Genomic DNA, 13,331 nt, shown 5'->3' on the forward strand with positions numbered 1-13,331 from the left:
GAGTCTAACAATTCGCTTCGGGGATGGCAGGCCGCTTCGTAAAATAGGCCCCTGTCAGGAGCACAATCATGAACGCCGCCCGTCTCAAACACTTTTTCCGTCTCTTCGTCGAACTCGCCGTGTTACTCGGTCTCTACCTGCTTGGCTGCCAACTCGCCGCATGGCTAGCCTGGCCGATTCCCGGCGGCGTGATCGGCATGGCGCTGTTGCTGTTGGCCTTCGCTTTCGGCTGGGTCAAACCGGGGGCGCTGCAATTGGGCGCGGGTTTGCTGATGGCCGAGATGTTGTTGTTCTTCATCCCGGCACTGATGAGCTTGCTCGACTACGGCGCGTTGCTGCGCAATGACGGCTGGCGGATTTTGCTGGTGATCGCGGCCAGCACTTTGATGGTGATGCTGGTGACTGCGTTCACCGTGGAACTGGCCGTGCGCGCGAGGCGCTCCCATGAAGCTTGAATGGATGCCGATGTTCTGGCTGGCCTTTACCTTGGCGGCATACCTGTTCAGTCGCTGGTTGTATCGGCGCACCGGACGCTATGTATTGTCGCCTCTGATTCTGGTGCCGGCGTTGTTGCTGGCGCTCGCCGTGCCGCTGCACACCGCGTATGCCGAATATTCCAGCAACACCCATTGGCTGATGCTGGTGCTGGGCCCGGTCACCGTGGCTTTCGCCGTGCCGATCTGGCAGCAACGGCGCTTGCTGATGCGGCACTGGTCGGCACTGCTGTTGGGCATGGTTGCCGGCAGTGCAGCCTCGATCGGCACCTCGTTCGGGCTGGCCAAAGCGCTGGCGCTCGACAGTTCGGTGACGATGTCGCTGGTGCCACGCTCGATCACCACACCGTTCGCCATGCCGCTGGCGCAGAACTTGGGTGGCGTGCCGGAACTGACGGCGGTCTTTGTAATGTTCACCGGTGTGTTTGGCGCAATGCTCGGCGGCGTGCTGTTGAAGTGGTTGCCGTTGCGCAGTGCCTTGGCGCGCGGTGCGCTGTTCGGGGTGGGTGCGCACGGTGCCGGAGTCAGCCGGGCCCATGAAGTGGGTGGCGAAGAAGGTTCTGTCGCCGGGCTGGTGATGGTGCTGACCGGTTTGCTGAATCTATTCGCTGCACCTTTGTTGGCGTCGTTGCTTTGACATGGATCCAAGGTGTTTGCGTTGCTGACTCGGTCAGTCATCAAGCTGGCTGCTAATGCAACTACGCGATCCTCTGCGCCTGACTAGACTGCTCGTACGTGCAGAACAATAAGAACGCAGAGGTGCATACAGTGAGCGTAGCCCCCGTCCAATCGTCCCTTAATGTCAAAGACCAGGTCAGCGCCGCAGAGTGGCAGACCCGGGTCGATCTCGCCGCTTGTTATCGTCTGGTCGCCGCCCATGGCTGGGACGATCTGATCTTTACCCATATTTCCGCCAAAGTGCCGGGCACCGAAGATTTCCTGATCAACCCGTTCGGTCTCATGTTCCATGAGATCACCGCCTCGAGCCTGGTGAAAGTCGATCAGGCCGGCAACAAACTCATGGACAGCCCCTACGAGATCAACCCCGCCGGTTACACCATCCACAGCGCCGTGCACGAAGTGCGGCACGATGTGGTTTGCGTACTGCATACGCACACCGCCTCCGGTGTCGCGGTGTCGGCGCAAAAGCAGGGTGTGTTGCCGATCAGTCAGCAGTCGCTGTTCGTTCTCTCGAGTCTGGCTTATCACGCCTATGAAGGCGTGGCGCTGAATCACGAAGAGAAGGCGCGGTTGCAAGCCGATCTGGGCGAGAACAATTTCCTGATGCTGCACAACCACGGTCTGCTGACCTGTGGCGGCACCATCGCCGATACGTTTCTGATGATGTTCACCTTCCAGCGCGCCTGCGATATTCAGGTCATGGCGCAAACCGGTGGTGCTGAACTGATCGCCATCGAACCGCAAATTCTGGCCGGCGCCAAAGCGATGATCGCCGGCGTCACCAAAAGTGCTCAAGGCATGGGTGGTGCGCTGGCCTGGCCGGCGTTGCTGCGCAAACTCGATAAACAAGACCCCGGATATAAACTCTAATGCCTCTTGCCGAGATTCCTCTGTGTGTCTGGCGCAAACGCAGCCAGACGTTTGTCTTTCGTGGCCAGCCGATCCGCTACTGGACGGCGGGACAGGGTGAGCCGCTGTTGCTGATCCACGGTTTCCCGACCGCCAGTTGGGATTGGCATTACCTGTGGCAGCCGCTGGCCCAGCGATATCGAGTGATTGCCTGCGACATGCTCGGTTTTGGCGATTCGGCCAAACCGATCAATCACACCTATAGCCTGCTGGAACAGGCTGACCTGCAACAGGCATTGCTCGCGCATTTGCAGGTTGAACAACCGGTGCATGTGCTGGCGCATGATTACGGTGACAGTGTTGCGCAAGAACTGCTTGCCCGACACTACGAAGACCAGATCGAGATCGCCAGTTGCGTGTTTCTCAACGGCGGATTGTTTCCGGAAACCCATCGCCCGGTGCTGATGCAGAAACTGCTGCTTAGCCCGTTGGGCTGGATGATTGGTCGGGCGTTTACTCGTGATGCTTTGGTGAAAAGCTTCCGGCAGATCTTCGGTCCGCAAACGCGGCCGAGCGAAAGTGAACTGGACGACTTCTGGAGTCTGGTCGACAGCAATCGCGGGCCTCGGATCATGCACAAATTGATCAGCTACATTCCCGAACGCCGAGTGCAGCGTGATCGTTGGGTGAGCGCGATGCAGCGTGGCGAGATTCCGTTGCGGGTGATCGATGGCGAAGTCGATCCGATTTCCGGGGCGCACATGGTCGAGCGTTACCGCGAATTGATCCCCGACGCAGACACGGTGCTGCTGCCGGGCATTGGTCACTATCCCCAGACCGAAGCGCCGGTGCAGGTGCTCAAGCACTATCTGGCGTTTCGCGAGCGTTTTGTGCTGCCACCGCGCAAAGTCGCCTGCTCCTGAAAGATCAACAGATCGCAGCCTGCGGCAGCTCCTACACAAATCTAATGTAGGAGCTGCCGCAGGCTGCGATCTTTTGCTCTTTTGTTTCTTTGACGCCTTCATCATCGCGCAACCTTATTGCACACCATTCAGCCTCAGCCGTATTCGTTGTGACCAAAAGCCCTGTGCCTGACACTCAGGCTCAATACTGGCCTGCTGGAGTTGCTGCGATGAATGAGTCTGTGCGTTTCGAAGATAAAGTTGTCATCGTCACCGGAGCCGGTGGTGGCCTCGGACGCGCCCACGCATTGTTGTTTGCCAAGCAGGGCGCCAGGGTGTTGGTCAATGATCTCGGCGGCTCGACCCAGGGTGAAGGCGCCAATGCCTCCGCGGCCGATCGCGTGGTGGCGGAAATCCGCGAAGCCGGCGGCACTGCCGAAGCCAACCACGACTCGGTCACCGACGGCGACAAACTGGTGCAGAACGCCCTCGATGCCTTCGGCCGCGTCGACGTCGTGGTCAACAACGCCGGAATCCTGCGCGACAAGACTTTCCACAAAATGGACGACGCCGACTGGGATCTGGTTTACCGCGTCCACGTCGAAGGCGCCTACAAAGTCACCCGCGCCGCATGGCCGCACATGCGTGAGCAAAACTACGGCCGGGTGATCTTCACCGCGTCGACCTCCGGCATCTACGGCAACTTCGGCCAGTCCAACTACGGCATGGCCAAACTCGGCCTCTACGGCCTGACCCGCACCCTGGCCATCGAAGGTCGCAAGAACAACATCCTCGTCAACGCCATCGCGCCTACCGGCGGCACGCGCATGACCGAAGGCCTGATCCCGCCGCAAGTATTCGAGCAATTGAAGCCGGAGCTGGTCAGCCCGTTGGTGGTGTATCTGGCCAGTGAGCAGTGCCAGGAAACGTCTGGACTGTTCGAAGTCGGTGGCGGCTGGATGGGCAAGGTGCGCTGGGAGCGCAGCCTCGGTGCCGGTTTTGATCCGCGGGTGGGTTTCTCGCCGGAAGATGTCGCGGCGCACTGGCAGCAGATCTGTGATTTCGAAGGGGCGGCGCATCCGAAGGATAATATTGAGGCGCTGAAGGAAATGATGGCGAATTTGCAGAAGTATTCGCTTTAAGTACTTAAGCCACCCGACCAATGCAAGTGATGGTCGGGTGGCTTTTTGTGTTTTAGTCGTAGCGTTTTTCTGTCATGAACGCTGGCGGTGTCCAATTGGGACCTTTAATGGTTTTTCCATTTTCGTCGTAGGACAACACCCCCTCTCTGAACAGCGAGTTGTATGTGTCGATGAAGACACTGTGGGGGATTGTATCCTTGCGATAACGTGCATACATTTGATCGAGGCGCATGGGATGAAAACAAAGTGCTAAGAGTGAAATGACGTCCGCAATCGGTTCGTTTTTTATGATTTTCTCGACAGTAGTCATTGGGCGAAACTCCGCATGTCGTTTTGATATTCCCGTTCATCTTGAGCATTCATTGCGTTGACTGCCTCTTCGTTGTAGAGCAGAGTCAATTCGCTACCGAGTTTGTAGTCCTCAAGGGTCGCAGTATGGGCATTGTTCCATATCGTGGATTCCTCAGAGGGCGATGTGTCGTCGCTATAGCCAAAATTTCTGTATCGCTCCAGCTCTCTCAATTCGTGAGTGTAGTAACGCAGGTCAGTGTCAGTAAAACTCAGATCACCTTTTAAAATTCTCTCTAATCGCTGAATCATGATGTCGTTAGCGTCTGATTGGTTGAATCTCGCTACGTGTAATTTCACGTTGGTGACTCCAGCTTGCGTGATTACAGCCGTTCGCCAATCCAGATCAAGTATTGGTCCACCAGACTGCTCTGGGTTGTAGGTCCGACCGCTGTATTTCCCTTTTACATAACCTCCCGCGTACGGACTGCTAAACACCACATAAAGCGGCGCAATCCCCGAGTCATCGGGAAACACGATGATGAATCGTTCCCAGCCTTCGACCAGAATCGGATTCAGGTCCAGCCGTCCTTCAATCGGAACAATCGGAGCGCCCGTATATGCAGTGGCGTCGGTATCTACTATGGGCGATTCCGTCGAGCTGTCATCCGGCGAGATAGCGGGTGTCCAGGTCAGAAAGTCCGTCGGCGAATCTGGTAGCGCTACTTCATAAACATCATTCAGCAAGTCATAGGCCGCATTCAGAACCAGCACACTCGAGCGGATATGGAAGTCATCGCTTGTGGCGACGAAGATTTCCGCGCCAGCCCCGACCCGCCTTACGCCCAATCCCACGGGCAGCTCTAATGTGCCTTGCCGATCCGCTATTTCGCGCAATGTCTGAGGAGACTCCGGCGACAACTCCGCAAGTGGAACGCTCATGGAAAAGCGTTCGCCGTTGCCCAAGCGTGATGGCATTAACAGTGCCGCGAAACCTACCAGCACCGGACCGCTGATCAGCGCAGCCCCTGCTGCTCTCACGGTCAGTAACCCCGCCCGCAGAGAGGTAAGAATCGCGGAAGATGTTGCTGGAGGAAGGTGCGTAGCTTTAGAAGCAAATGATACCGCCGGACTGTTACTCGCCAGTGCTCCATTAGCCGGATAGACATGCTGAACTTCTGTTGCACGGCGTTCTTGCTGTTGCAACTTCTCGATAGGTTGTTCCGGTTTCGTTTGAGGTTGAGGCTTCTCGGTTGCCAATTGCTGCTCAGTTGCTTCAGCTTTGGAATCTGCGCCATCCACCGCGGTCTTCGTTGCTGCAATCCGAGATCTCTCCTGCGATTGGGCCCGAGCTTCAGCAATCAACCGTGTCAAGATTTCAGAGTATCTTGCCAAAATGGCAGCCAGTTCCTGTTTCTTTGCCAACTCTGCAAGTTGGGCCTGTTCTGGCGTGCGTATCAGCTCCTCTTCCTTTTTGCGTCTTGTCGCCTCGGCCAAGGCCTGCTGGTGACGCTGTTCGGAAAGTCTTGCCTTTTCAGCAGCCTCTTGCCTTGTTTCTGCGTCGGTGCGAGCGCGTTCCTTAGCCAACCGCTGAGCCTCTGCCAGAGCAGCAAGTCTTGTTTGCTCCCCATGTGCTGCTTCGGCGAGTTCTTTTTGCCGCTTTTGTTCTGCTGCGATACGGCTGCGTTGCGCAGCCAATTGTTGCGCTTGCTCCGCCGCAACTCTCGCCTGCTCGGCAGCCACTCGCGCGGCTTGCTCTTGGTTCTGCGCCGCCCTCAAATAGACGTGTGCAGTCGCCGATTGCTGCTGCAATAGCGCAATCGACTGCCTCAGAAGTTGTGCTTCGTGGGCCGCCAGAAAGGACTGTTCCCAGAGTTGTGTGGAGCGAGCCCCGGGCCAGATCAACGTGTCGATGGTGGTCGCTTTGCGGACAAAGTCGGCAAACGATTTATCCCGAGGGTCGCTACCGAAAAAAGCGTTCGCAATGGTGGTTCTCTGCGCAAGCTCGGCAGTTTTTCTGGTGCGCAACGCCTCTCGAATATCCACCTCTCGTTGCCACGCCTGTACGGCGGATAAAGATGAGTTGGGATATTGAGATCGATGACTGGAAATTTCAGCGTCCAGATTCGTTGGTAGTGCTTGAGATTTGGTTTCGAACTCTTGTCGGACTGTTCTTGTTATTCCCTGGGTTCTGACGGATGTTTCGACCTGCTGAAGTTGACGGTTGGTTCCATTGCCAAACATACCGCTGCCGCGAGGGCGTGAAGTAGTGGTAATGGGGGTCATCCATTCCGGCGCGGGTGCGTTAACAGGTGTGGCGGGTAGAGTAAGATCGGGTGGTCTGTGCATTTAAATTCCTTTTTAAATGCGATATCAAAATTTGCTGGCAGCTATCCGTTATTGACTGATGGCTGTCGAGCTGAGTGCCTGTGCCAATGTTGTGAACAGGTATCTATATGCTAAGTTAATAATCTCTCGGAAAGGGCGCAGAAGATTGTCGGAAGCTTCTTGTGAGAAATAGAGAGAAGTATTGAAGGGGGCGAGAAGGGATAAGGCTTAATGAAGTTTCGGACGCTTCCTACAATACGCGGCGGTGAATGTTCAGCAGCGGCAACTTCTGACGAATTAATCGCCCATAAAAAAGGCCGCTGCAAACGCAGCGGCCAAGGTAAGACGTTGGATCAAGGAGCTACAAATCAACGTCAGTGAACACCGGGGCGATAAACCGAAGTCTTCGATTTATCTGAAATCTGTCAGCAATGACCTGAGTTGCTCAAAGGCCAGTGCTTGGTGCTTTGCGGCGTGTCCCGTGAAAGCGCGTTCAGAATAAGGTCTTGAGCGCGTAGGAAAAATACCGATTCCGGACATGCACTGTTGCGGGGCATGCAACAGTCCCGTGATCCGATGTGCACCATGCGCTGCACTGATGATCCTCCATCCAGCCAATCCATGAGCGACGCAAAGCCCCGCGGCGCAAGGCCATTCATCCTTTCGAGCGACAACACGAATACCTCCTTGGTGCGCTTATCGACGCGGTTGCCCGGCAGTAGGGTGGGGCCTTCTGTCACTCACCGGGGAAGACGCATGACAAAAACAACAATGCGCGCCATCTTCACACCGCAGGCGCTGGCAGCCGCGGTGGCTTTGGGTTGCTGCGCCCAGGCGCAAGCGGTTGCGTTCAACATTGGCGAAATCGAGGGCACCTTCGACTCGTCGCTGTCGATCGGCGCGAGCTGGGGCATGCGCGATGCCGACAAATCGCTGGTCGGCACAGTCAATGGTGGTACCGGGCAATCCTCGACAGGTGATGACGGGCGTTTGAATTTCAAGAAGGGCGAGACCTTCTCGAAAATCTTCAAAGGTATTCACGACCTCGAACTCAAGTACGGCGACACCGGTGTCTTCGTGCGTGGCAAGTACTGGTATGACTTCGAACTGAAGGACGAGGACCGCGAGTTCAAGCAGATCAGCGATAGCGGGCGCAAGGAAGGCGCGAAATCTTCCGGCGCACAAATTCTCGATGCATTCGTCTATCACAACTATTCCATCGCCGACCTGCCGGGCACCGTGCGTGCGGGCAAACAGGTGGTGAGCTGGGGCGAAAGTACCTTCATCGGCAACTCGATCAACAGCATCAACCCGATCGACGTTTCAGCGTTTCGCCGCCCTGGTGCGGAGATCAAGGAAGGCCTGATTCCGGTCAACATGCTGTTTGGTTCGCAAGGCCTGACCGATCAACTGACCGTTGAAGGCTTCTATCAACTGGAATGGGACCAGACCGTTCTCGACAACTGCGGCACCTTCTTCGGCGTCGATGTGGCAGCGGACGGGTGCAACAACGGCTACACCGTCGGCAACCCGGCGATCGCACCGTTTGTTCCGCTGACCCAGGCCTTTGGACAAGGCATTCAGGTGACCCGCGAAGGCGTGGTGATTCCCCGTGGCGGCGACCGCGATGCGCGAGATTCCGGGCAGTGGGGGACAGCGTTGCGCTGGCTCGGCGACGACACAGAGTACGGTCTCTACTTCATGAACTACCACAGCCGTACACCGACGGTTGGCACTACCACGGCCGGTCTTTCGACATTGGCGGCGTTACCGGGCATGGTCGGGATCGCCAATGGTCTGGCCCCCGGCAGCGGCTCCGGTCTGGCGCAGAGCGTCATGCTCGGACGTGGTGGGTATTACCTTGAGTACCCGGAAGACATTCGTCTCTACGGCGCGAGTTTTTCCACCACATTGCCCACCGGTACCGCGTGGACCGGCGAGATCAGCTACCGCCCGAATGCGCCGGTGCAAGTCAACACCAACGACCTGACGCTGGCGCTGCTCAACCCGATTGCCGGTGGCACGGCGTCGCCACTTTCGACCTCACCGGGAGCGGACAACAAAGGCTATCGGCGCAAAGAAGTCACGCAAATCCAGAGCACCCTCACGCACTTTTTCGATCAGGTCTGGGGCGCTCAGCGCTTGACTCTGGTCGGTGAAGCGGCGGTGGTGCGGGTCGGTGGTCTGGAGTCGCGCGACAAGCTGCGTTATGGCCGCGACTCGGTATATGGCCAATACGGTTTCGGCGGCGACACCGACGGTTTCGTCACCTCGACCTCGTGGGGCTACCGCGCCCGGGCGATCCTCGATTACGCCAACGTGATCGGCGGGATCAACCTCAAACCCAACCTGTCGTGGTCGCATGACGTCGCCGGTTACGGCCCCAACGGGCTGTTCAACGAAGGCGCGAAAGCGATCAGCGTCGGCGTCGATGCCGACTACCGCAACACCTACACCGCGAGCCTCAGTTACACCGACTTTTTCGGTGGTGACTACAACGTCCTCGAAGACCGTGACTTCGTCGCTCTGAGCTTCGGCGTGAACTTCTGATCTGCCCGAGAAGGATGAAAGCAATGCGCAAAATGATTCTGCAATGTGGCGTGCTGGCCCTGAGTCTGCTGGCTGCCAACGTGATGGCGGCGGTGTCGCCAGACGAGGCCAACAAGCTCGGCACCAGCCTGACCCCGCTCGGCGCTGAGAAGGCCGGTAACGCCGATGGCTCTATCCCGGCATGGACCGGCGGCATCCCGAAAAATGCTGCAGCGGTGGACAGCAAAGGCTTCCTCGCTGACCCGTTCGCCAACGAAAAACCGTTGTTCACTATCACCGCGGCCAACGTCGACAAGTACAAGGACAAACTTTCCGATGGCCAGGTGGCGATGTTCAAACGCTACCCGGAGACTTACAAGATCCCGGTCTATCCGACCCACCGCACCGTCGCCGCACCGGCGGAAATCTACGAGTCGGCCAAGCGCAGTGCGCTCAACGTGACCACCATCAACGACGGTAACGGCCTGGCCAATTTCACCGGCAATCGCTATTACGCGTTCCCGATTCCGAAGAACGGCGTCGAGGTGTTGTGGAACCACATCACCCGTTATCACGGCGGTAATGTCAAACGCATCATTACTCAAGTGACCCCGCAGACCAACGGCAGCTATACGCCGATCCGCTTTGAAGAAGAGATCGCCGTGCCGCAACTGATCAAGGATATCGACCCGGAAAAAGCCGCCAACGTGCTGACCTTTTTCAAGCAGTCGGTGACCGCGCCAGCGCGTCTGGCCGGTAACGTGCTGCTGGTGCACGAGACCCTCGATCAGGTCAAGGAACCGCGCCTGGCGTGGATCTACAACGCTGGTCAGCGCCGTGTGCGTCGTGCGCCGCAGGTTGCTTATGACGGTCCGGGCACCGCCGCCGATGGCCTGCGTACCTCGGACAACTTCGACATGTTCTCCGGTGCACCCGATCGCTACGACTGGAAACTGGTCGGCAAGAAGGAAATGTACATCCCGTACAACAGCTACAAACTCGATTCGCCGAAGCTCAAGTACGACGACATCGTCAAGGCCGGGCACATCAATCAGGACCTGACGCGCTATGAGTTGCACCGGGTCTGGGAAGTGATCGGCACCGTCAAACCGAATGAGCGGCATATCTACGCCAAGCGCCACATGTATATCGACGAGGACAGTTGGCAGGTTGCACTGGCCGACCACTACGACGGTCGTGGTCAACTCTGGCGCGTAGCCGAAGGCCACTCTGAATATCACTACGAGCATCAGGCACAGGCATACACACTGGAAGCGCTCTACGACATCATTGCCGGCCGCTACATTGCCTTGGGGATGAAGAACGAAGAGAAGCACAGTTACGAATTCGGCTTCGAAGCCAAGGCTGCCGACTACACGCCAGCGGCCTTGCGTGCCGAGGGCGTGCGGTAACCGTTTTGATACAAGGGCGAGGCAAAAGGCGACCGCTCGGTCGCCTTTTTTATGGACGCCAATCAGCGCGCTGAATACTCGTCAACAAGCGCACGGGAGAGGGCTAGGGTGAGCGCACAACGATAAGAAGGCTCACTCGATGACTGCCATGACTCCGTGCCTGGATCGACCCGGTTTTTTGCCCAGACTTTCTTCCCATCATCAGCCTCGCAGTCGCTTGAGTGCGCCTCTTCTGGCTTCGAACGCGCGGGTCAGGCTGTTGTGCGCACCCGCTGGCAGTGGCAAAACCGCACTGCTCAGCGAATGTTTTCTGCAGGTGCGTGCAGACTGCGAGACGATTTGGCTGCCGCTGGCGGGAGCAGCGCTCGACTGCGAGGAATTTTGCCTGCGTCTGACCCGAGCGCTCGGGCTGGTCGAAGACCTTGACGTTACGCAACTGATGGCGGAGCTGGCACGTTGGTCCAGGACGACTTCGCTGTTTATCGACGATTACAGTCGTCTGCCGGATCCGGCTCTGGATGCTTTACTGGATCGTTTGTTGGCGGTCAGCAGCCCGGCGCTTACCTGGTGGATCAGCACTCGTCGCCGGCCACAGTGCAACTGGCCGCGCCTGTTGCTCGATGACGAACTCTACGAATCCGAGCGCGCCAGCCTGGCACTGACCCACGATGAGGTTGTACCGGTGTTGCGCCATTTGCCACCAGACCAAGCGGACCGGGTCGCCGCCCGTATCATCCAGCGTACCGGCGGCTGGTGCGCGGGTGCGCGCATGGCGCTCCTGCAAAAATGCGACTGGTCGCAAAACCTGCAGCCACAACAGCGTGTCGACACCCTGCTCGATTATCTGCAGCACGAACTCTTCAGCAACCTGACGCCAGAGCAGGATGAGGCATGGCGTGTTCTGGCTCACCTGCCACGGTTCAACGCGCCATTATGCGAGCATTTGTTCGGCCCCGGCGAAGGCGCACAGCTGTTGCATGATCTGCAAGTGCTGGGCTGCTTTATCGAGCCTTGGCAGGAGTCCGCCGATTGGCTGCAGGTCTTTCGCCCGCTGTCGCGAATCATGCAGGAGTCGCATTGGCCGTGTGCGCGTTCGTGGCACCGACGCGCCTGTCAGTGGTTCACTGCGGTGCAGGATTGGCGAGCAGCGTTCGAGCAAGCGTTGTTGGCCGAAGAGTACGAAACGGCCGTAAGCCTATTGCAGCACTTGAGCTTCGAGGATTTGCTGGAAGACCAGACGGTCGTCCTGCTGTTGCGCTTGCATGAGCAGCAAAGCCGCGAGCTGACCTTGATGACACCGCAATTGATCGGGCTGGTCACCGGGGCATTGCTGTTCGCCGGCCGATTCGAACAGGCCGCGCAATGCATGGCCCATCTCGTGCGCTTCATGCCGCAGCCGACGAGGCATCTGGAGCAGCAACTGCTGGCACGTTGGCAGGCGCAACAAGGTTGGCTCTGCCACTTGCAGGGGCAAATGGAGCCGGCGCGCGCCTGTTTTCAGGAGGCATTGTCGGCCCTGACCGACGATGCCTGGCAGGCCCGTCTGATGTGTCTGTCGGGACTGACGCAGCAGGCCTTACTGTGCGGTGAACTCGATCAGGCCCATGCCCTCAACCGCGAGGCGCTGTGCCTGGCGCGCGCGCATGGCTCCCTGTTGTTCGAAGGGTTGCTCGAGCTTGATCATGCGCAATGGCTCGAGCAGCGAGGAGCGCCCGTGCGTGCCGAAAGTCTGCTGGTGGACATTGAGCATTTGCTGCGCCAGCGCACCCTGGTGCCCACGCCGCTGCTGGGCCGAATTGCCCTGCGACGAGGACGGCTGGCGCTGTGCATGGGGCTTGAAGAGCAGGCTGCGGATCTGTTCAGCCGAGGCCTTGAAGATTGCTTGCGCAGTGCAGACAAGCGGGTCTTGTATGGCTACCTCGGGCAGGCTCAACTGGCCGGCAATCGAGGCGATTATGCCTGCGCTTTCGAGCGCCTGCGCGAGGCCGAAAGGGTCATGCAGCAGCGGCAGATTCCCGATACGGTCTATCGCGGTGTCGTGCTTCAGGTCAGCAGCCAGTTCTGGTTGCAGCAGGGGCGACCGCAATTGGTGCAAGAGGCGTTGGGCCGGCTGTTACGGCATTACCGTGGACCCTCTGCACTCCAGGCGCCGCCCGCGACATTCGAGCTGATTATCCGCATTGAATACCTGCTGGCCTGCGCGCATACGCAGTTGAATCCGGATGAAAACTGTCTGCCAACCATTGAACGATTGCTGAATCAGGCCCAGGCCAGAGGCATGTTGACGGCGGAAACGGAGTTGTTGCTGGCCTTCGCCCAGTTGGCCGAATCGAACGGTGACACGGTAGCGGCGCAGCAAGCTTTCCAGCGTGCCGCAATGCTGGTGGAACGCTGCCAATTGCAGTACGCCATGCGGGAGTGGGAATTACGCCGAGGCAGTCTCGGAACAGTGTCTGCCAAGCAGTTTCCTGCCAGGCAATGCGATAACCGTGATCTGGCGTCGGGCCTCAGTCGGCGTGAGCGCGAAGTGCTGATGTTAATTGCTCAAGGTGCTTCGAATCAGCAAGTTGCAGAACAACTTTTTATTTCGTTGCATACAGTAAAAACACACGCGAGACGGATTAACGGAAAGTTGGGTGTAGAGCGCAGAACTCAGGCTGTGGCGAAAGCAAAGTTGATGGGGATATTGGCTTAGTGTTGTGATTT

General features: G+C 58.0%; 10 protein-coding genes. 8 read left to right on the top strand and 2 right to left on the bottom strand.

Translation table 11 applies throughout. From position 1 onward, the window contains the following. The first annotated feature begins 68 nt into the window (after positions 1 to 68). The 5 genes from AC5SEM_RS01185 to AC5SEM_RS01205 all read left to right on the top strand — a co-directional run bounded on the left by AC5SEM_RS01185 (position 69) and on the right by AC5SEM_RS01205 (position 4,068). On the top strand, positions 69 to 455 hold the full coding sequence (locus AC5SEM_RS01185; protein WP_495471990.1) for a CidA/LrgA family protein: 387 nt from the start codon (positions 69 to 71) through the stop codon (positions 453 to 455). Further along, the gene (locus tag AC5SEM_RS01190) at positions 445 to 1,131 is read left to right on the top strand and encodes an LrgB family protein (RefSeq protein WP_077571167.1); all 687 of its coding nucleotides are present in this window, start codon (positions 445 to 447) and stop codon (positions 1,129 to 1,131) included. The genes AC5SEM_RS01185 and AC5SEM_RS01190 overlap by 11 nt, the downstream gene beginning before the upstream one ends. A 131-nt stretch (positions 1,132 to 1,262) precedes the next feature. Continuing rightward, complete coding sequence (locus AC5SEM_RS01195) at positions 1,263 to 2,045, top strand: class II aldolase/adducin family protein (protein ID WP_007950070.1); 783 nt, start codon at positions 1,263 to 1,265, stop codon at positions 2,043 to 2,045. Further along, positions 2,045 to 2,947 (top strand): alpha/beta fold hydrolase, encoded by a 903-nt coding sequence (locus tag AC5SEM_RS01200; RefSeq protein ID WP_495471991.1) that lies wholly within the window; start codon positions 2,045 to 2,047, stop codon positions 2,945 to 2,947. Before AC5SEM_RS01195 ends, AC5SEM_RS01200 begins: the two co-directional genes overlap by 1 nt. 209 nt (positions 2,948 to 3,156) lie before the next feature. Then, a complete protein-coding gene (locus AC5SEM_RS01205; RefSeq protein ID WP_495471992.1) occupies positions 3,157 to 4,068 on the top strand; it encodes an SDR family oxidoreductase in 912 nt (303 codons plus the stop codon). 52 nt (positions 4,069 to 4,120) lie between these two features. On the opposite strand, the gene AC5SEM_RS01210 is transcribed toward AC5SEM_RS01205, so the two are convergent. After that, a complete protein-coding gene (locus tag AC5SEM_RS01210; protein ID WP_077571171.1) occupies positions 4,121 to 4,378 on the bottom strand; it encodes an immunity protein in 258 nt (85 codons plus the stop codon). Next, positions 4,375 to 6,705 carry an S-type pyocin domain-containing protein gene (locus AC5SEM_RS01215; protein ID WP_495471993.1) on the bottom strand — a complete coding sequence of 777 codons (2,331 nt, stop codon included), beginning with the start codon at positions 6,703 to 6,705 and terminating at the stop codon, positions 4,375 to 4,377. Before AC5SEM_RS01215 ends, AC5SEM_RS01210 begins: the two co-directional genes overlap by 4 nt. Before the next feature lie 735 nt (positions 6,706 to 7,440). Between AC5SEM_RS01215 and AC5SEM_RS01220 the strand changes: the two genes are divergently transcribed. The 3 genes from AC5SEM_RS01220 to AC5SEM_RS01230 all read left to right on the top strand — a co-directional run bounded on the left by AC5SEM_RS01220 (position 7,441) and on the right by AC5SEM_RS01230 (position 13,320). Continuing rightward, complete coding sequence (locus tag AC5SEM_RS01220) at positions 7,441 to 9,234, top strand: DUF1302 domain-containing protein (RefSeq protein WP_212622956.1); 1,794 nt, start codon at positions 7,441 to 7,443, stop codon at positions 9,232 to 9,234. Between the two features lie 23 nt (positions 9,235 to 9,257). Continuing rightward, a complete protein-coding gene (locus tag AC5SEM_RS01225; protein ID WP_077571173.1) occupies positions 9,258 to 10,625 on the top strand; it encodes a DUF1329 domain-containing protein in 1,368 nt (455 codons plus the stop codon). A gap of 139 nt (positions 10,626 to 10,764) precedes the next feature. Beyond that, positions 10,765 to 13,320, top strand: coding sequence for a helix-turn-helix transcriptional regulator (locus AC5SEM_RS01230; RefSeq protein WP_495471994.1), 2,556 nt, complete (start codon positions 10,765 to 10,767; stop codon positions 13,318 to 13,320). Positions 13,321 to 13,331 lie beyond the last annotated feature (11 nt).

The sequence above is a fragment of the Pseudomonas sp. CH61 genome, from assembly GCF_059429415.1.